The organism is Chryseobacterium rhizoplanae (genome assembly GCF_900182655.1).
GTDB lineage: Bacteria > Bacteroidota > Bacteroidia > Flavobacteriales > Weeksellaceae > Chryseobacterium > Chryseobacterium rhizoplanae.
The window spans coordinates 22180-40527 of sequence record NZ_FXTC01000010.1 but is presented as its reverse complement, the minus strand read 5'-3'; the positions used below and the strand labels follow the sequence as shown (position 1 = coordinate 40527).

Sequence of the window (18348 nt, the reverse complement as noted above, 5' to 3'; positions counted from 1 at the left end):
TAACAACTGAGTTCTGTTTATTCTATTGCAAAACAGACACTTTTAATACAAAATTATGAAACCAGAATTTGAAAATATACCTCTTGTAAAAGCTGAAAAAAGATTTGAAATAGAATTCAACGGGCATTATGCATTCATTGATTATCGTGAGACAACGCACCAGATCGCTTTGGTACATACTGAAGCAGACCCTGAATTGGCAGGAACAGGTGCCGCGGCTGCCGTAGTAGAAAAAACGCTGAATTATATTGAAGAAAGCGGAAAAAAGCTTCTTCCCTTCTGTCCTTTCGTTTTCGCTTTTATTAAGAAACATCCTGAATGGAAACGTATCGTGGATGAGAAATTTGAAGGATATGACAAACTTTAAATTTCCTGTAAGCCCACTCAATTTATTTAATTAACATTTTAAAAAGTATCACATCATCATGTCAAATATTGGACTTATCATTGAAGAAAAAGCTGCAGATATCGGAAATTTCCTGGTAGGAAGACTTCTTCCTTTCCGCGAAAAAAGAGCTGTTGGACCTTTTGTTTTTATTGATCATATGGGACCTTCGGAATTAAAGGATTATCAGAACCTTGATGTTCCCCCTCATCCGCATATCGGGTTATCTACATTAACATATCTGCTGGAAGGTTCTATTTTCCACAGAGACAGTATTGGAAGTGCTCTTGAAATAAAACCGGGTGCCGTTAACTGGATGACTGCCGGAAAAGGAGTTGTACATTCAGAAAGAACCCCTGAATATTTAAGACACACCGATAAAAGACTTCATGGATTCCAGATCTGGGTAGGACTTCCTAAGCACCTTGAACAGTCTGAGCCTACATTCCATCATATTGAAGCAGATGAGATCCCTGTTTGGGAAGAAGATGGTATTCAGTATAAACTCATTGCAGGGGAAGCCTTTGGCAGAAAATCTCCGGTTCCTGTTCACAGCAAGTTATTTTTCATCGAAATAAAAACAAAAGATGCTAAGAAAATAAGCATCGGAAAAGATCTTTACGGAGAAGCTGCAATGTATGTTCTGGACGGAACAGTTACTACAGAAGGAAATTCTTATGGTTCAAAACAGCTGATGATCGCTAAAGATACCAAGCTATGTGAATTTGATATGAGCGAAAACGGAACGGTATATCTTTTCGGTGGTGAGCCATTTGATGAAGAACGTTTTATATTCTGGAATTTCGTTAACTCTGATAAAGAATTAATTGATCAGGCAAAAGTAAACTGGAATGATCAGAATCATGATGCGTTTCCTTTGGTTCCGGGCGATGAAAATGAATATGTTCCACTTCCTAAGGCTATTTTAAACAGAAAATAATTTCAGTTCAAACCATGAAAATATTAGCATTTGCAGGAAGTACGTCTTCCACTTCTATCAACAGGGAACTGGTAAAGTTTGTTCTGAAAGATTTTCAGGATGAAGAAATCAACCTGATTGACCTCAACGATTTTACTATGCCTGTTTTCTCTGTGGATCTTGAAAAGAAAGGATTTCCGGATGAAGCCCATGGGTTTTTAAAAGCCATTGAAGAATGTGATGTAATCATCTGCTCTCTTGCGGAGCACAACCGTTCTTACAGCTCAGCTTTTAAGAATGTCTTTGACTGGTCTTCCAGAATTAATGTAAAAGTATTTCAGAATAAACCCATGCTTCTGATGAGTACCTCTCCCGGAGGTTACGGCGGCGGAAATGTAATGAATACAGCAAAAACATTTTTCCCTCAGTTTGCAGCAGATATCAAGGAAACTTTTTCATTGCCTAAATTTTATGAAAATTTTGATATGGAAAGCGGAGTCATCAATCCGGATATGCTGAATGAGCTGAAAGGAAAAATACAAAACTTTAAAAATCAGGTTAAAGCAAATGACTAAAGGAAGATTAGAGGCATTCAGTGATGGTGTCCTTGCTATTATTATCACCATTATGGTACTTGAACTGAAAGTACCTGAAGGAGATAGCTGGGCCAGCCTCAAACCTCTTCTTCCCAAGTTCCTGGCTTATATTTTCAGTTTTATTTATGTAGGAATCTACTGGAACAACCATCATCATTTGTTTCAGACGGTAAAAAAAGTAAATGGCAGCATTCTTTGGGCCAATCTTCACCTTTTGTTCTGGCTTTCATTGATGCCTGTTGCCACGGAATGGATCGGAACTACCGGTTTCGCTAAAAATCCTGTTGCAGTGTATGGGATCGGGCTCATTATGGCGGCAATTGCCTATACCATTATGGAGCATGTCATTATCCGTTGCGAGGGAGAAGATTCCAAGCTGAAAGAGGCCATCCATTCGAAATATAAGGAGTATATCTCTATTATTTTTTATGTTCTTGGCATCGCTACTTCATTTTTTTATCCTTATATTGCCATAGGTTTTTATTATCTAGTGGCTCTTATATGGCTGATTCCGGACAGAAGAATCGAAAAATCATTAAAAGAAAATTGATATGGAAACACACGAATATCCCAACGGTAACATCACCGTCATCTGGCAGCCTCAAAAGTGTATCCACTCGGCTGTATGTGTAAAATTGCTCCCTAAAGTCTACAATCCAAAAGAAAGACCTTGGATAAAAGCAGAAAATGCAAGCCCGGAAGAACTTAAAACACAGATAGACCAATGCCCTTCAGGTGCATTAAGTTATAAATTCAATACAGAAAAATAATGGCGGTAACGGTAAAAGCAAGTTTAGGAAAAACAAAATATTATACAGAGGTAACAGCCGGTGAAAATAAGATCATCACTGATGAACCGATTGATAAAGGCGGACAGAACAAAGGTTTTAACCCTCTGGAAATTCTGGCAACGTCACTGGCAAGCTGTACGGCTGCTACCTTGAGAATGTATATTGAAAGAAAAGAATGGGATATAGAAAACATCAATGTGGAAGTAGAGCTTGAAAATTTTCCATTGACAAAAAGAGCGGTTTTCAAAAGAGATATCAGCTTTGAAGGTATTCTGGATGATGAGCAGCTGAAAAGACTTCACACTATTGCAGATGCATGCCCTGTTCATAAAATATTAACCAACGACATAGAAATATTAACTAAATTCTCGTAATATGATCGAAGTAAAACAAAACAACGACGATAAACACGGAAGTTTTGAAGCTTTCATAGATGGAAGTCGCGCAGGAATGATGACATACACCTGGGCGGGAGAAGAAAGATTTATTATAGACCACACCGAGGTGGAAGAAGCCTACAGCGGAAAAGGTGTAGGCAAGGAAATGCTTCTGGCTGCAGTGGATTTTGCCAGAAAAAACGGGAAAAAGATCATTCCCCTCTGCCCTTTCGCTAAGGCAAGTTTCCAGAAAAGTGAGGAACTTCAGGATGTTTTAGTGAACTAGCCACTGTTTTCCACCCTTACAATACAAACCTTTCAGAGTATTTCTGGAAGGTTTTTTATTTTTTAACGCAGAATACGCAATTTTTTTATTCTAAGTACTGTTTAAAATGTTCGCAAAGGCGCTTCACTCAGCAGAAGATTCGGCTATCTATGAATATTGGGTTTGTATTTTACTTTTTAATTTGAATTCAAAACACTATTCAAACATTTATAAAATTGACTGCTTTGTAAATTCATGATTCCCGACTGATCTTTTTTATATATTTGCTAAAATTTAAAAATCAAGCATGAATTCAGGAACTATCCTTTTGCTATTTGTTTTCATCTATTTTATCGGCCTTTTGGTGATCTCTTATTTCACCAGCCGGAATTCTGATAACCAGTCATTTTTTATCGGTAATAAAAAGAGTAAATGGTGGCTCGTTGCATTCGGGATGATAGGAACCAGCTTAAGCGGGGTTACTTTTATTTCTGTTCCGGGAACTGTAGGAAAAATGACTGGCTCCGAATACATTTATGGTGGTTTTGAGTACTACATGATGGTGATCGGGTTTTTCATTGGGTATTTTATCGTTGCAGCAATACTGCTCCCGCTTTATTATAAGATGAACCTCACATCTATCTATACGTATCTGGGGAAAAGATTCAATGTGGAGGCTCATAAAATAGGTTCTATCTTTTTTATTATTTCAAGGGCAATTGGCGCTACGGCAAGATTATATCTGGTGGTAAACGTTTTACAGATATTCTTGCTTGAAGGTTTGGGAGTTCCGTTTTGGGTAACTTCTCTTGTTCTCTTGCTGATGGTCCTTCTGTACACCTTTGAAGGCGGTGTAAAGACAATTGTCATTACAGACACATTACAGACTTCCTTTATGATTATCAGCCTTGTAGCATGTATTGTTTATATTTTATCCAACCTGAATTTATCATTTGGGGAGGCGTATACGATTCTGGAACAGAAAAACTACACCCATTTTATCAACTTTGATCCTAATTCCAAAACCTTTTTCCTAAAAACAATTTTAGGCGGAATTTTTATTACGATTGCGATGACGGGACTGGATCAGGAAATGATGCAGAAAAATATCTCTGTAGACAATCTTAAGAATTCAAAGAAAAACATGCTGACCTTTGCAGGAACACTTCTTATCGTGAATCTTGCCTTCTTATTCCTGGGAGGATTATTATATCTTTTTGCCCTACAACATGGAGCAGAATATGGAACTATAAACGGAGAAACAGTCACGAATATTTTCGGATTTAAAGATAATGCTGGAAATATCAAAAATATAATGGGAGACGACCTTTTCCCGGCTTTATCACTTCAGGGGCATTTCCCAATGATGATTTCCGTTATTTTCATTATCGGATTGATCTCAGCATTATTTCCTTCTGCAGATGGTGCCTTAACGGCTGTAACCAGTTCGTATTGTGTAGATTTATTAAACCTTAATGAAGATAAAACCAAAACGGAAAAAGAAAAGAAACACCTTCGTATGAAAGTGCATTTGATTTTTACAGTAGTTTTCTTCATCCTGATTATGGTTTTCAAAGCAATGAATGACAAGTCTATTGTTTATCTGATCATGGAAATTGCAGGATATACTTACGGACCACTTTTAGGCCTTTTTGCGTTTGGAATTTTCACGAAGTTTCAGATTTCCAGAAAATACTCCATCCTTACAGTGACTATTTTAGCACCTGTGCTTACCTATCTGATCAACCTTGCCGTTACAACTTATACCGATTACAAAATTGGTGTGGAACTGATTGTTCTTAACGGATTGCTGACCTTTATTGGCCTATGGCTGGTAAAAAACAAAAACTATTTAAGAGTCGTTTAATCTTTATAAAAAAATAAAAAGGCTGTCCTCCATTGAAGGACAGCCTTTTTTATGTTGGTGAATGGATTCTTTATTCTTTAATCCACTTGATCGTTTTCTCCATAGTCTTGGATTTAACTTTAATCAGATAATTACCTTTAACCAATTGTGATAAATTAAAAGTGCCTGTTTTATCATGGCTCAGTTTATTATTAGCCTGAGTGAATACTAATTTTCCACTTACATCATATACGGTCATATCATACACTTCATTTGAATTGGTAAATTTAATATTCAGAAGCCCTTTACTCGGATTAGGATATACTACGAATACATCATTATTTGAAGCTGTTTCGTTCACTCCTAATGTCTGTGTGATCGTAAAGTTAATAGGGTTGATATTGTAAAATACATTCGTTTCTGCTGCCACCATAATTCTGGCCTGCGTAGTCGTTATATTAGGAATCGTTACGGTCTCGGAACCATCATTTGCCGTAGAACCTAAGATAAGTGTAGGATACGTAAGACCTCCATCTGTGGAAAGGAAAATGTTTACGGTAGCACAATTTACCGGGAAGGCTGTTGTATTCGCTACATCCCATGTTATAGTCTGAGTAGAATTACCTGCCCAGTTTACAGCTGTGGTAGGAGCAGTTACATTGAACGGCCCTGAATTTCCATCAACAGTAATGATGGCATCATCATTGGTAACTCCTGCACAACCTGCATTATTATCTCTTACCGTCAGTCTGAACTCCATAGTTCTGGCATAGGCTGGTCTCACTTCTCCTTTAGACACAGTGCCATTGATCACATCTGTAAGTTTCGGAAAGTATCTGTAAGGAACGGTTACGGGCACATATGACCTGAATATAGCCGCATTCCCTGTTGGGGCATTCCAGTCACCTGCCGGGCCTACATCATTCTGTTCCCAGCTGTAAGTAAGTGGATTGTTATCAATATCTGAAGCGGATCCTTCTAATCTAAATGGTGTACTCTTAGGGATAGTATAATCACCTCCGGCATTTACAGAAGGTGGAAAATTGTTAGAAGGAATTGTCACCTGACATGTGGTTGACTGAACTTTCGCTGTAATAGACTGGAATGATTTGGTATGGAAAGTAGGAATACTGTTAGGTGCTAAGTTATTGGTACTTCCACAAATTCCTGCGTATGCCATAATGGTAATTCCGCTTCCAGGTTCTACGGCATTGTTAGCACTGCGGTTACTCCCTCCACAGCTTCCTGTAGTTGCATTAAAAGTATGCGGACCTCCAAACTGATGTCCTACTTCGTGGGCTACATAATCAATATCGTAGGGGTCACCAACCGGGTTAGGAGAACCGGTGATCCCTCTTCCTTTATTGGTTGCATTACAGATCACTCCTAATCCGGCCAATCCGCCGCCACCTGTGCTGAAAGTATGCCCTATGTCATAATTGGCATTTCCAATCAACGCATCAATCTGAGTCTGGCTTTCATTAATTAATGTCCCGGCATTATCATTTCCGGTAAAAGGATCTGTGGCAGAATTTGTAAAGATGACATTCGTCTCACTATCCACTAACACCAATCTTGAGGCTACTTCCTGCTCATATACTCCATTTACTCTGTTTACAGAAGTTACAATCGCTGACAAAGTCTGGGCAACAGTAGGTGTTGCTGAGCCCGTTGCTGCCTTTGCATACTGATTGGTACAAGCCACAGCAAACCTAAAAACTCTAATTTGAGTTCCTACGCTTGGACTTACGGTTTTTTGAGCGTTTTTTTTTCCTAATGGAGAATCGTCCTCATCTTTTACTCCGCAGGATCTTGGATTTTTATCAATTAAGTCACTTTTTTTATAAATGATATAATTGTTAATATCCTGTTTTGCATAAGGATCAATGTAAGTATCGCCTGCTACCACAGATTTTATCTGTGCATGAAACCCCAACTCAGTAAAATCAAGTTTGATAGTAGCATACTTATCATCTACTCCCTGCCCTGTAAAAGTAACGATCTGAGGAAACTGGCTGGCTAACCCAGGAGCCATCACCGAAGATTTCCAGATTTTGAATTTTGCTTTCGTACCGTCCGGCATTGGCAAAACAATAATCGGAGCGTTATCTTTACGATCACTGTCTTTTAACTCCGGAACGGAATTAAAATAACTTTTCATTCCAGCCACATCTAATGTGTAAGTTAATGACTTTTCCGGCTGTACGGTCCTGTTTTTAGGATCTGCTTTAATGGACCTTTCACTGATTACTGTAAAAAAGTCCTGGGCTTTCCCTGAAGAAATGGATATCACAAATATCCCCAGATAAAATAATTGTTTAATTTTCATATATAATGGTATGTAATTTTTATTAATTCAAATAACAAGACCATAAACTAAAAAATAACCAGTTAAAGGTTTATAATTCAAATAATCTTGAATTATAAAATTAATTAAATTTATTCAAATATTATATACTAAAATTCAAAAAAAAATAATATTCAGTAGTAAAAAATCAATAATCAAGCTACCACAAAGCATTCTACTCAATAAGTAAATTTCCTTTATTAAAATAACTAATTTTATAGACTTTTATATTTTAATTATCTTTGATCCGAATGATATAAATCCATTCAAAAATCCAACAAAATAAAAAGAAACAGAAATTAAAAAACTATGAAAAAAATTATCTCAATCTTCATGTTTTCATTAACATTCGCATTTATGAATGCTCAGGAAAATTTTGAGGTGTCAACATTAAGAATCGGACCTTTTAAAGTCTTTATGCCCAAGGTGGAGGCTGAAAAAATTGCTGGAACAAAACTTACGAACTCTGGTGGGGAGAAAAAAAATAATGTAAAGTATAATGGAGAAATCATCCAGATTGATCTTTTCGACAATTATATTAATGAAGCCAATCCGAGTGTTCCTTCTGTTACTTACATGACAACAAAGAGTAAAAAATTTAAAACCAAAAGCGGAATCGGGGTTGGAAGCACCAGAGATGACCTTATTAATGCTTACAGAAATTATCCCAACTTCAGTGTACGTCCGGATTGGGATGACAATAGCAAACCCATCAAAGATTCCGGTTATTTTAATATTGAAGACAGCCAGGCAGGAACGATGTTAAGCTTTAAATTCATTAATAATATAGTAACCGAAATCTCTGTTTACCTCAATGAAGGCTGTTAAAAGCGGAAAAAAATTCAAATTAATTAAAATCCGGGGTTTCAGATCCGGATTTTTGCATTTCCATAAGCCGGTAAAAAATTGTAAATTCGCGTTCAAATAAATCAGACATAATGAGTAAAAGTATTGAAGAGCTAAAATCTCTTACTACGCAGATCAGAAGAGACATTTTAAGAATGGTTCATGCTGTAAATTCAGGACACCCGGGCGGAAGTTTAGGTTGTACAGAATACTTCACAGCCCTTTATGGAAAGGTAATGAACTATAAACTTCCTTTCACAATGGAAGGCAAAAATGAAGATCATTTTTATCTATCAAACGGACATATTTCTCCGGTATTCTATTCTACTTTGGCAAGATTCGGGTTCTTCCCTGTTGAAGAGCTGAGTACTTTCAGAAAATTAGATTCAAGGTTACAGGGGCACCCGACTACTCATGAGGGACTTCCGGGAGTGAGAATTGCTTCAGGTTCTCTTGGACAGGGACTTTCTGTAGCGCTGGGTGTGGCTCAGGGTAAGAAATTAGATGGTGATCAATCTCTTGTTTACACTCTTCACGGAGATGGTGAACTTCAGGAAGGTCAGGTTTGGGAAGCATTGATGTATGCTTCTGCTAAAAAAGTAGATAATATCATCTCTACTATTGATTACAACGGACGTCAGATTGACGGGGATACAGATGATGTATTAAGCTTAGGAAATCTTCATGCTAAACTTGAAGCATTCGGATGGATTGTTTTGGAAGAAAAGAACGGTAATGATCTTGAAGCTGTGATTGCAATCCTTGAGAAAGCAAAAACAGAAACCGGAAAAGGGAAGCCGGTAGCCATCCTTCTTCATACAGAAATGGGTTACGGGGTTGATTACATGATGGGATCTCATGCATGGCATGGTAAAGCTCCTAATGATGAGCAGCTAGAAACAGCATTCAAGCAATTGTACCTAGAAGCTCCGGCTGATTACTAATATCTTAACATCTCGATTAATACAATAAAAATGAAATATACATATACAGAAAAAAAGGACACTCGTTCAGGATTCGGAGCAGGATTAGCAGAACTGGCGGACAAAAATCCTAATGTAGTAGCACTTTGTGCAGACCTTATCGGTTCTTTGAAAATGGAGAAATTCATTGAGAAGGCTCCGGAAAGATTCTTCCAGATAGGGATTGCAGAAGCAAACATGATGGGAATGGCTGCAGGTCTTAGCATTACAGGGAAAATTCCTTTCACAGGAACTTTTGCTAACTTTTCTACTTCAAGAGTATATGACCAGATCCGTCAGTCTATCGCTTATTCTAACAAGAATGTAAAAATCTGTGCTTCTCACGCAGGTCTTACTTTAGGAGAAGATGGAGCTACTCATCAGGTTCTTGAAGATATCGGTATGATGAAAATGCTTCCTGGAATGACAGTGATCAATACTTGTGATTATAACCAGACCAAAGCTGCTACTCTGGCGATTGCAGATTTTGAAGGTCCTGTATATTTAAGATTCGGGAGACCGGTAGTTCCTGTATTCATTCCGGAAGATATGCCTTTCGAAATCGGAAAAGGAATTATGCTTCAGGAAGGTACTGATGTAACGATTGTTGCAACTGGGCACCTTGTATGGGAATCTCTTGTAGCTGCAGATGAGCTTGAGAAAGAAGGTATTTCTTGTGAGGTAATCAACATCCACACGATTAAGCCTCTTGACGAAGAGATCATTCTGAAATCTGTTGAAAAAACAGGTAAAATTGTAACAGCTGAGGAGCACAACTACCTTGGTGGTTTAGGAGAATCTGTTGCAGGTATGCTTGCAAGAAAAAGACCTACAAAACAGGAATTTGTAGCGGTAAGTGATACTTTCGGAGAGTCTGCAACACCAGCAGAATTGATGAAAAAGTATAAAATTGATGCTGCTGCAGTGAAAGAAGCTGTAAAGAGAATTTTAGCTTAAGAAGCTATTATAATAGAAAAACTCCGGCGGTTTCGAAGAAACCGCCGGAGTTTTTGTAATTACGTTATAGACCACCCCGTCAAAAATTCTTTGAATTTTTGCCACCCCTCCGGAGGAGGGGAATGGTTATACACCCATTCTTCATTGTATTAGTTTTTATCCTTCATTATTATTGTTCTGATTGCTGGTTTAAAGGAATTCCAACGGCGTTCAAAATAGGACATAGTATTTTCTCAATATACTCTCCTTCTCTTCTACCGGAAGCTTTTGACCCTGAAAAATAATTGCTGATTCTGTAGTTTTTTACAAACTGATTTCTTTTTTTCCCAATTGAATAATAGTATCCTCCTCTCTCATCATTGATAAAATAAGTCATTTCATCAAAGTTCATAAGCTTTTTAGACAGTAAAAGTTTTCTGTATATACACCTCTCTGATTTATCAAAAATATATTTCACAGGAACCCTGAAAAGCAGATCAAACAGGAAATAGATCATATAAATTGTCCATAGTCCCATTGCCATTTTAAACTGATCTCCGGAAGTTTTACCCTTAAAATAATATAGGATTACAGGAAGTGCAATGACACCCAATGCCAGCCACCATACCAAAGTACGCAGGAAGTTGTAGTTGGGCATAAAGCTTATTTCACTTCCGTTTTCTTCAAACTTATAGCGGTCTCTGATATCCATTCTCAGGATTATTAATGTTCATAATATCTTCTGTTTCATTCACCATCTTTTGTATTCCTTTTTGGGTAAGAGCCTGGCCTATTGTAAGCTGTTTTTCTTTGCCATTCACTTCAAAATACATCGACAGCATTACATTTGTGGTGATAAAACCCATGTATTTTGTTGCCAGTACATGAAAATTTCTGAAGTTATCTATCGGATAGGTTCTTGCCGGAACAAAAATGGTGTGTTTTCCTGTAATTGTCATGCGATCCATATCAATGATGAATTTCTTGGTGAAAAAATTAACCAGAATAAGTGCTACCACAGCAATGATAACATAGCTAAGAGTTCTTACGCTGTTAAAGAGCAATGCTGCTACAATCAGGAAGATAATACAAAGCACAGATACAAATACCGGCTGGTTTTTAAAAATATATTGATTTCCTTCTTGTTTATAAAATTTGTAGTTGTTCATAATTAATATAATTGTTGTTTAATTTTTGGCTACTGATATGATTATTATGCTTTTAGAGACTGTGATTGATAAGAGGCTTCTGAGACAATTATTTTATCGGGCTTCATATGTATATATTTAAAGTGTTTTTTTAATTCGTCATTCTTTTAATTGCCCCAGGTAGCCATCCAGTTCAGATATTCACTTCTGTATTCATTATTATTAAGTCTTACAACAAGATTTTTCAGCTCTTCCATCTCAAACTCATAATCTGAGACCGTGAAAATCAAGAAAATATCTTTGCCTGTAATCTTTGTGAAAAAGTTCTCATTTTTAAGTTTTTCCAACACTTCGATGCAAGCCGAATACAATTTAGCCTGGAAACCTTCAAACCATTGATCATCATCTTCATGTTGATCCAGTTCTGCTCTCAGCTGAGTACAGATTTCATTGAACTCTTCATCAGCTCCTTCCATTTCATAGGTCCACTCTGCCGGTTCATATTTATAATAAAGAGCATCCTCCTCATCTGCCGTTTCCAGTACTTTTATGGTATTGGCTGCAGGACATACTGTCATTGCACCTTCATCACTGTACAATGCAAAGCTGTAAACCCCTTCTGCTCCATGCTTTTCATACACTTCTAAAAAAGCTTTCTTAGCAGCATCTTCTATCTGCTGTTTCAAAATTTCAAAATCCATCCTTCTTTTCTTTTTTAAAATGGGCGGTAAAATTACCTTTATCCTGTCAAATCAGCACCTTATATTCTTTATAAGTATAGCCAAATTCATGATTATAGCTATTCTAATTTATAGTTTCACAGTGAGTATTTAGATTATTTCTGCAGATACCTCTGTTTCTTTTGATGCAAGAGTGGGAAAATATAGAATGACCAAATACCGATTAAAAAAGAAGTCCGGTATAAATTAAAATATGATTTCAGACTTTTTGCAGGGTATTTAATTTGTAAACTGTAACTACATTTCACCGCTATACTTTAAATCACAAAAACTTACCGGACTAAACTAAAAAAAGTCATTTTTATGATTGAACACAATTACTTAGATGGTGAAAGGATATAAAAGCAACACGTTTTTCAGATTATTTTCATTCAAAACCAGTACTTTTTCCACAAAAAACATCCTTAGAAACATACAAATTTCTTTCAAAATGAATGAATGATCATGTGATTTCTAATGTTAAATCCATTTATTCCACCGTATTGTACAATAGAATATCTTACTCTACAATAGGCTATTATATTCCTAAGCTTTCATAACATTTCCAGACTTCACTTTATACTTTTCAATATTTGAAATATTTCACCCAACCTTCTGATACAGGTACAATCTGAATATGCATGTTTGTACATAAAATAAGCAAATCACTTACATATTTTATCCCACTGAAGTGAAATGAATATTTATAGATTTGAAAACATCAACGTTGACGGAATACATTTTACGTATTTCCATTGTATGTGTACAGTACAAAAAAATAGGTGAAGTATTCAATCCCAATGTCAGGGTTTATATGACACAAATGATTCTTAATCTTAAAAATTATCACAATGAAAAAATTAAATGGAATGAAGGGAGGCTTCTCTTCTTTGGAAAACAAAAAGTTGAAAGATCTTAAAACAATTCAAGGAGGCAGCTATAATGTTCAATCTAACGTTTCTGTTGGAGAAGGCTGTATAGAATATGATACCTATACTGAGCCGGGAGGGAAATATATAGGTAGAATTACCGTATGTAGTCCAACACAATCAGTAAACTAATGCTATAGAATATGGAGGGCATTGCCCTCCTTTTTCATTATTCAAAATTAATGTCCTAATAACTCCTTAATGAGCATATGAAAAAATATACTTATTATGTCTTATTATTTATATTGATATCTTTCTTATCATGTAAAAATCGGGAAGTGAATTATATTATTTATTACAGCAAAGTAAATGAGATAGACAGTATTTATAGAATGGCCAACAAGCCTGAAAAAGCCATAAAAAAATTCAAAAGATTGTTTCAGAAATATGATCCTAAAAACCAAGAGCTTACTGAAGAATATAAAACTTATATTACACTTGCAGATCAGCATAATAAAAATTTTGGGGGAAGAAAGAGTTTATTCAAGCTTATTACATTGGTAGCTCCTTATGGTCATGATTATAAAAACCTTTATCCGCTTTGCAAAAAATATGGAATAGATAGTCTGGAGGTAGATCAAAAAGTAGCTGACTGGAAAAACAGCCTGAACAAAACATTAATAGATTCCTTCAGTATTGCAATGACTCGTGACCAGGAAGGAAGACCAGATAACATAGCCCTTGTAACTAAGAATATTGAAAAAAATGCAGATCTCTTTTTCTGGACATTCAAAAAATATGGGTTTCCTGATGGACAAAAAATAGGTAGATTAGGAAACAATGATGTTTTCATTGCCATGCCTACATTGCTAAGTCATATGATTGCTTCAAAAAAATATCCCGAATTCAGAAAAAAATTATTAGAATATGTGAAATCTGGTAATTGTTCTCCTCAAGAATATGCCTTAATGTCTGACACATATGATTATTATAGAAATACTGCTGTGCGATACAGCTTACGGAATAGTGATCAGGATTCTATCCGGATTAATCGCAACCGAAAAAGTATTGGACTTCCCAGTATAAAACATTCATCTAAAATCAGAAAAGATAAATTTAAGAAAAAATGATCCTTATCCTTTCTACTAATCAGGAAACAACAACCAATGAAGTTATCAAATGGCTCAAAGCACTAGGCAAAGCCTTTATTCGTGTACATGAAGATGAAATTTTTGAAATAAAAATATATCAAAACAAGATCTTCTTACAAAGCCAAAGAAATAGTTTTTTTATTGAAGATATTACTAGTGTTTGGTATCGCAGAGGAGGTTTACAATTTATAAGGAAAGAATATGACAATCCTTCAATTAATGCTTATATGGACGAAACTCAATATTGGCTTGAAGATTATGTCATAAAAATACTTGAAACTAAAAAGCACATTAATAAACAAAGTAATAGCCATTTGAATAAACTTCTAGTACTTGAACAGGCAAAAAAAGCAGGACTTAAAGTTCCAGAATACTATCTGGCGGAAAATACAGACAAGATAATTGTGAATAAAACTATTACTAAATCTATTGCTGAAAATATAATACTAAAATCAGTTGATAATCTTTCTGAAGGCATTTTGTATACTTCACTTATTACAGAAAAGGAAACTGAAAACTTCTTTATTACTTTTTTTCAGGAAAAGATTGAAAAAGATTTTGAAGTACGAGCCTTTTATCTTGATGGTAAAATATGGGCTACCGCTATTTTTTCTCAAACTGATAAGAAAACTCAAATTGATCATAGAAAATATAATCATGAAATACCTATCCGGAATATAAGATATAATCTCCCAAAAGAAGTTGAAGAAAAAATACATACCCTTATGCAACAACTAGATTTAACCTGTGGCTCACTCGATTTTATAAAAAACAAAAATGATTTTTACTTCTTAGAAATCAACCCTGTTGGTCAGTTTTTAGGATTATCTGCCATTTGTAATTACTTACTTGAAAAAGAAATAGCAGAATACTTATGAAAAAGAAATTCAAAGAAAAAAACAAGCTGCCTCTTACTTTAAAGTATATAGAAAATTTTAGAGATGCCTCTGATAAAATACAAAACAGTCATAAGATTAATTATGTTACCTCTATAGAATATCAAACTGATTTTTTAATGAGCATTAAACCTATGAAACCTCTTGTCAGATTATTATGAAGTATTTTAATATAAAAACACAAAACAAAGACATTACTTTAACGTACATAATTTGTTTGATACTTTGCTTATTTCTGTCCGCCTGCAAAAATCGAAATTATATTTTATACTATAACAAGGTAAACGAAATTGACAGTATTTACCGTGTCACACATCAACCCGACGAAGCTATAAAGCAGTACCGAAAATTATTCCGAAAATACAAACCCAAAAACCAGGAACGGAGGGAGGAATATGAAAATTACATAAAGCTTGCAGATCAACATCACAAAAATTTCGGAGGTAAGAAAAGTCTTTACAAGCTTATTCCCTTAGTTGCACCTAATTGGAAATATAAAAAGCAAGACTCCAGCTTTATACAACTTTATCAAAAATATGGTATTGGCAGGCAGGAAATGGAATTGAAAGTTGAAGAATGGAAAAAAGGACTTAATCAAAAACTTATAGATTCTTTTACTGTTGCGTTTAAACGTGACCAAGACAGCCGTATTGATCCAAATTATACAGATCTCAGTAAAAATGACAAAAAGAATGCTGAGCTTCTGAAGTGGATGTTTGAGAACTATGGATTTCCAGACGTGCAAAAAATAGGTTTATGGAATGATGATTTTTTTATGCCTTCCGGACCGATATTACTTCACATGGCTGACTATGAAGATCATTACCAATATTTGAAAATAAAACTATTAGAGTATGTAAAATCTGGTGAATGTCCCCCACGAGACTATGCTGCTATGGTAGATAGAAATAATTTACACCATAAAGTACCTTATACTTATGGCGTTTATCAAGGATATGAAAATATAAAAGATTCCGCAACCGTCAATCGTAATCGCAAAAGCATAGGGCTGCCAAGTTTACAGCATGCTCAGTTGATCACAAAGGATTTCTTCAAAAAAATGAAAAAGAAAAATTGATACGGATCATTTTCCAACTTTACATAGCTTATGAAATACTTTAATCTTTTTTCAACAATCCTGATCACCAAAGGAGCCACCAGAATTCTTATTTCGGATCTACAGAGAAATGTATCTGAACTATATCCCCTGGAATTGTACGAGATGATAGAAGAAATGAAAAAACATTCTCTTGAAGACATCCTGAAAGATTATGATGATGAATCCAGGCCAATTGTTCAGGAATACATTAATCTGCTGCTGGAAAAAGAATATGGATTTGTTACTGAAAACGACTGGGACAGGAACTTCCCCCCACTTTCTTATGAATATCATGAGCCCAGTGCTATAACAAATCTCTTTATCGAAATGGAAGATATAGAGCTGCTGAAAAAAATAAAACCTTCTGTGGAAAACCTTGGCATTAAACATTTGGTTATTTATAGTTTAAAACCGTTAACAATCAATGAATTCATAGAAATTGATGATACTTTTAAAACCTCAGTGCTGTCAGGAATAGAAGTCTTTTCACCATTTCATCAGGAAACCAATCTATCTTTTATACAGGCTCTTCACAAAAATACAGTCAGAATATACAGTCTCATTTTCTACAATTGTTCGAACCCTCCTTTCAAAGCTAAAGATGAATACAGATTCTCGCTGAATTTTCTGAAAGATGACCTGAAAATATCTGCCTGTGGAAAAGTAGAACTGAAATATTTCAACACCAACCTTCCAAAAGTACTGGAAGCAATGAACCATAATTCATGCCTGTATAAAAAGATGGGTATTGACCGAAACGGCACCATTAAAAACTGCCCATTGATGGTTGAAAACTTTGGAAACATCCATAATGACAGCCTTGAAGAAGCAATAGCCCAACCTGATTTCAAAAAATATTGGGATCTGACCAAAGACAATATAGAAGTCTGCAGAGACTGTGAGTTCCGTTATGTCTGCACAGACTGTAGGGCTTACACCGAAAATGCAGAAAAAAGCAAAGAAAGCCTGAATGTATCAAAACCTCTAAAATGTGGTTATAATCCCTATTCAGGAGTCTGGGAAGACTGGACAAAAAATCCTTTGAAGCAAAAAATTTTTCATTCATCAGAACTCATATAATGTTTCCCATTCCCTCTTATATTCAAGAACGGCTTTTAAATTGAATTTAAAAGCCGTTCGTCTTATTATAAAGTGATTATATTCTTATCTGAAAAACTTCCATTTCGGGATAATGGCCAGCATTCCGAATCCTGTAAACAGGAAAAGGTTGGTAACATCTGTGTACAGAAATGTAGACAGGTAATAATTGTGCATAAAGAAGTGCATCACCAGTAAAGCCGGGAACATGAAAATTCCTATTTTTCTGTAGAAGAACATCAGCACCAGCCCAATCATCATCAGTACATCAATTGAAAAAATAACATAGAAATACCACCTTGGAATCTCCAGGTATTCATGCTGCAGATATTCATCCACATCTATTCCAAGCCCCATGATGGTAAACAACATAAGAGCTGCAAATGCCAGTACAAATCCCCATCCTTTCTTCGGATCTTCATCAAAATAGCTGTATTCTTCCATACCTGCAAAAATAAAGAACTTATGAGAGATTTCATAAGTTCTTTTATAATTATTCGTTTAAAATTTGACTTATATAGAGATAGCGTTGATCAGTCTATTTTTGTCACTTAAGAATTCTTCCATAGAGATCATACTTTCCGTTCTCATTACGTCCTGAATGTCATCTATCTGATAAATAATTCTTTTAGCATCATCGGTATTCTTAGCTCTTACTTTACAGAAAATATTATATTTTCCGGAAATAACGCTAGCTTCAATGACGTTAGGTAAAGTTGACAATTCTTTCAATACTTCCTGAGTACGATTTGATTTTGTCAAAAGGATCCCTATGAAAGCTGTAAAGTGATAGTCCAGCTTACCATAATCGATATTAAGAGATGATCCCAAAATAATACCTGCATCTTCCATCTTTTTCACTCTTACGTGAATTGTTCCAGCAGAAACATCCATCTGCTTTGCAATTTCAGTAAAAGGCATTCTTGTGTTTTCTACTAAGAAATCAAGAATCTTCTTGTCTATTTCGTCCAGTTGATAGTTCATATTAGTTAAATTACAATTTCTTTAAAAAATCTATGTATTTTTTGCAAATTTACGAAAAATAATTTAACTAAAAAATATATATCAAATATTAACAATAATTAACACAGATGATAA

At 35.4% G+C, this 18348-nt stretch carries 22 protein-coding genes; 16 read left to right on the top strand and 6 right to left on the bottom strand.

Features of this window, described 5'->3' with window-relative positions:
- The first annotated feature begins 55 nt into the window (after positions 1–55).
- From FN817_RS18760 to FN817_RS18725, 8 genes are all read left to right on the top strand, one after another.
- A complete protein-coding gene (locus tag FN817_RS18760; RefSeq protein ID WP_142719264.1) occupies positions 56–367 on the top strand; it encodes a GNAT family N-acetyltransferase in 312 nt (103 codons plus the stop codon).
- Between the two features lie 58 nt (positions 368–425).
- A complete protein-coding gene (locus FN817_RS18755; protein ID WP_142719263.1) occupies positions 426–1325 on the top strand; it encodes a pirin family protein in 900 nt (299 codons plus the stop codon).
- Between the two features lie 14 nt (positions 1326–1339).
- The gene (locus FN817_RS18750; protein WP_142719262.1) at positions 1340–1879 is read left to right on the top strand and encodes an NADPH-dependent FMN reductase; all 540 of its coding nucleotides are present in this window, start codon (positions 1340–1342) and stop codon (positions 1877–1879) included.
- A complete protein-coding gene (locus FN817_RS18745; RefSeq protein WP_142719261.1) occupies positions 1872–2450 on the top strand; it encodes a TMEM175 family protein in 579 nt (192 codons plus the stop codon). The genes FN817_RS18750 and FN817_RS18745 overlap by 8 nt, the downstream gene beginning before the upstream one ends.
- Position 2451: 1 nt before the next feature.
- Complete coding sequence (locus FN817_RS18740) at positions 2452–2670, top strand: (4Fe-4S)-binding protein (protein WP_047424288.1); 219 nt, start codon at positions 2452–2454, stop codon at positions 2668–2670.
- Positions 2670–3065: an OsmC family protein gene (locus FN817_RS18735; RefSeq protein ID WP_142719260.1), complete on the top strand. Its 396-nt coding sequence runs from the start codon at positions 2670–2672 to the stop codon at positions 3063–3065. The genes FN817_RS18740 and FN817_RS18735 overlap by 1 nt, the downstream gene beginning before the upstream one ends.
- Position 3066: 1 nt before the next feature.
- A complete protein-coding gene (locus tag FN817_RS18730; RefSeq protein ID WP_185149922.1) occupies positions 3067–3354 on the top strand; it encodes a GNAT family N-acetyltransferase in 288 nt (95 codons plus the stop codon).
- A gap of 286 nt (positions 3355–3640) precedes the next feature.
- Complete coding sequence (locus tag FN817_RS18725; RefSeq protein WP_142719259.1) at positions 3641–5200, top strand: sodium:solute symporter; 1560 nt, start codon at positions 3641–3643, stop codon at positions 5198–5200.
- 70 nt (positions 5201–5270) lie between these two features.
- Here the strand turns inward: FN817_RS18725 and FN817_RS18720 are convergent, their stop codons facing one another.
- Positions 5271–7508, bottom strand: a complete 2238-nt coding sequence (locus tag FN817_RS18720) for a reprolysin-like metallopeptidase (protein ID WP_142719258.1) — start codon at positions 7506–7508, stop codon at positions 5271–5273.
- A 327-nt stretch (positions 7509–7835) separates the two neighbouring features.
- On the opposite strand from FN817_RS18720, the gene FN817_RS18715 reads away from it, so the two are divergent.
- From FN817_RS18715 to FN817_RS18705, 3 genes are all read left to right on the top strand, one after another.
- The gene (locus FN817_RS18715; protein WP_142719257.1) at positions 7836–8354 is read left to right on the top strand and encodes a hypothetical protein; all 519 of its coding nucleotides are present in this window, start codon (positions 7836–7838) and stop codon (positions 8352–8354) included.
- A 77-nt stretch (positions 8355–8431) separates the two neighbouring features.
- Complete coding sequence (locus tag FN817_RS18710; RefSeq protein ID WP_228451612.1) at positions 8432–9316, top strand: transketolase; 885 nt, start codon at positions 8432–8434, stop codon at positions 9314–9316.
- Positions 9317–9346: 30 nt separating this feature from the next.
- Complete coding sequence (locus FN817_RS18705) at positions 9347–10291, top strand: transketolase family protein (protein WP_142719255.1); 945 nt, start codon at positions 9347–9349, stop codon at positions 10289–10291.
- Positions 10292–10460: 169 nt separating this feature from the next.
- Here FN817_RS18705 and FN817_RS18700 read toward each other — a convergent pair whose 3' ends face one another.
- The 3 genes from FN817_RS18700 to FN817_RS18690 all read right to left on the bottom strand — a co-directional run bounded on the left by FN817_RS18700 (position 10461) and on the right by FN817_RS18690 (position 12119).
- Complete coding sequence (locus FN817_RS18700; RefSeq protein WP_228451603.1) at positions 10461–10982, bottom strand: hypothetical protein; 522 nt, start codon at positions 10980–10982, stop codon at positions 10461–10463.
- Positions 10960–11439: a hypothetical protein gene (locus tag FN817_RS18695; RefSeq protein ID WP_142719254.1), complete on the bottom strand. Its 480-nt coding sequence runs from the start codon at positions 11437–11439 to the stop codon at positions 10960–10962. The genes FN817_RS18700 and FN817_RS18695 overlap by 23 nt, the downstream gene beginning before the upstream one ends.
- Positions 11440–11585: 146 nt before the next feature.
- Positions 11586–12119, bottom strand: coding sequence for a DUF4303 domain-containing protein (locus tag FN817_RS18690; RefSeq protein ID WP_142719253.1), 534 nt, complete (start codon positions 12117–12119; stop codon positions 11586–11588).
- 869 nt (positions 12120–12988) lie between these two features.
- Between FN817_RS18690 and FN817_RS18685 the strand changes: the two genes are divergently transcribed.
- From FN817_RS18685 to gwsS, 5 genes are all read left to right on the top strand, one after another.
- Complete coding sequence (locus FN817_RS18685; RefSeq protein WP_142719252.1) at positions 12989–13198, top strand: TIGR04139 family peptide modification target; 210 nt, start codon at positions 12989–12991, stop codon at positions 13196–13198.
- Between the two features lie 146 nt (positions 13199–13344).
- Complete coding sequence (locus FN817_RS18680; RefSeq protein WP_142719251.1) at positions 13345–14136, top strand: hypothetical protein; 792 nt, start codon at positions 13345–13347, stop codon at positions 14134–14136.
- On the top strand, positions 14133–15035 hold the full coding sequence (gene gwsG, locus FN817_RS18675) for a grasp-with-spasm system ATP-grasp peptide maturase (RefSeq protein WP_142719250.1): 903 nt from the start codon (positions 14133–14135) through the stop codon (positions 15033–15035). Before FN817_RS18680 ends, gwsG begins: the two co-directional genes overlap by 4 nt.
- Before the next feature lie 175 nt (positions 15036–15210).
- Positions 15211–16131 (top strand): hypothetical protein, encoded by a 921-nt coding sequence (locus FN817_RS18670; protein ID WP_142719249.1) that lies wholly within the window; start codon positions 15211–15213, stop codon positions 16129–16131.
- Between the two features lie 30 nt (positions 16132–16161).
- Positions 16162–17232 carry a grasp-with-spasm system SPASM domain peptide maturase gene (gene gwsS, locus FN817_RS18665; protein ID WP_142719248.1) on the top strand — a complete coding sequence of 357 codons (1071 nt, stop codon included), beginning with the start codon at positions 16162–16164 and terminating at the stop codon, positions 17230–17232.
- Between the two features lie 84 nt (positions 17233–17316).
- Here the strand turns inward: gwsS and FN817_RS18660 are convergent, their stop codons facing one another.
- Together FN817_RS18660 and FN817_RS18655 are read right to left on the bottom strand one after the other, a co-directional pair.
- Positions 17317–17694, bottom strand: a complete 378-nt coding sequence (locus FN817_RS18660) for a hypothetical protein (RefSeq protein WP_142719247.1) — start codon at positions 17692–17694, stop codon at positions 17317–17319.
- 69 nt (positions 17695–17763) lie between these two features.
- Positions 17764–18234: an Lrp/AsnC family transcriptional regulator gene (locus FN817_RS18655; RefSeq protein ID WP_039371059.1), complete on the bottom strand. Its 471-nt coding sequence runs from the start codon at positions 18232–18234 to the stop codon at positions 17764–17766.
- Between the last annotated feature and the right edge of the window lie 114 nt (positions 18235–18348).

Coding starts and splice junctions, on each gene's coding strand:
- FN817_RS18750 (WP_142719262.1), top strand. CDS start 1,340: ATGAAAATATTAGCATTTGCAGGAAGTACGTCTTCCACTTCTATCAAC.
- FN817_RS18700 (WP_228451603.1), bottom strand. CDS start 10,982: ATGGATATCAGAGACCGCTATAAGTTTGAAGAAAACGGAAGTGAAATA.
- FN817_RS18760 (WP_142719264.1), top strand. CDS start 56: ATGAAACCAGAATTTGAAAATATACCTCTTGTAAAAGCTGAAAAAAGA.
- FN817_RS18655 (WP_039371059.1), bottom strand. CDS start 18,234: ATGAACTATCAACTGGACGAAATAGACAAGAAGATTCTTGATTTCTTA.
- FN817_RS18755 (WP_142719263.1), top strand. CDS start 426: ATGTCAAATATTGGACTTATCATTGAAGAAAAAGCTGCAGATATCGGA.
- FN817_RS18705 (WP_142719255.1), top strand. CDS start 9,347: ATGAAATATACATATACAGAAAAAAAGGACACTCGTTCAGGATTCGGA.
- FN817_RS18690 (WP_142719253.1), bottom strand. CDS start 12,119: ATGGATTTTGAAATTTTGAAACAGCAGATAGAAGATGCTGCTAAGAAA.
- FN817_RS18685 (WP_142719252.1), top strand. CDS start 12,989: ATGAAAAAATTAAATGGAATGAAGGGAGGCTTCTCTTCTTTGGAAAAC.
- FN817_RS18730 (WP_185149922.1), top strand. CDS start 3,067: ATGATCGAAGTAAAACAAAACAACGACGATAAACACGGAAGTTTTGAA.
- FN817_RS18725 (WP_142719259.1), top strand. CDS start 3,641: ATGAATTCAGGAACTATCCTTTTGCTATTTGTTTTCATCTATTTTATC.
- FN817_RS18670 (WP_142719249.1), top strand. CDS start 15,211: ATGAAGTATTTTAATATAAAAACACAAAACAAAGACATTACTTTAACG.
- gwsG (WP_142719250.1), top strand. CDS start 14,133: ATGATCCTTATCCTTTCTACTAATCAGGAAACAACAACCAATGAAGTT.
- FN817_RS18720 (WP_142719258.1), bottom strand. CDS start 7,508: ATGAAAATTAAACAATTATTTTATCTGGGGATATTTGTGATATCCATT.
- FN817_RS18735 (WP_142719260.1), top strand. CDS start 2,670: ATGGCGGTAACGGTAAAAGCAAGTTTAGGAAAAACAAAATATTATACA.
- gwsS (WP_142719248.1), top strand. CDS start 16,162: ATGAAATACTTTAATCTTTTTTCAACAATCCTGATCACCAAAGGAGCC.
- FN817_RS18660 (WP_142719247.1), bottom strand. CDS start 17,694: ATGGAAGAATACAGCTATTTTGATGAAGATCCGAAGAAAGGATGGGGA.
- FN817_RS18745 (WP_142719261.1), top strand. CDS start 1,872: ATGACTAAAGGAAGATTAGAGGCATTCAGTGATGGTGTCCTTGCTATT.
- FN817_RS18740 (WP_047424288.1), top strand. CDS start 2,452: ATGGAAACACACGAATATCCCAACGGTAACATCACCGTCATCTGGCAG.
- FN817_RS18695 (WP_142719254.1), bottom strand. CDS start 11,439: ATGAACAACTACAAATTTTATAAACAAGAAGGAAATCAATATATTTTT.
- FN817_RS18715 (WP_142719257.1), top strand. CDS start 7,836: ATGAAAAAAATTATCTCAATCTTCATGTTTTCATTAACATTCGCATTT.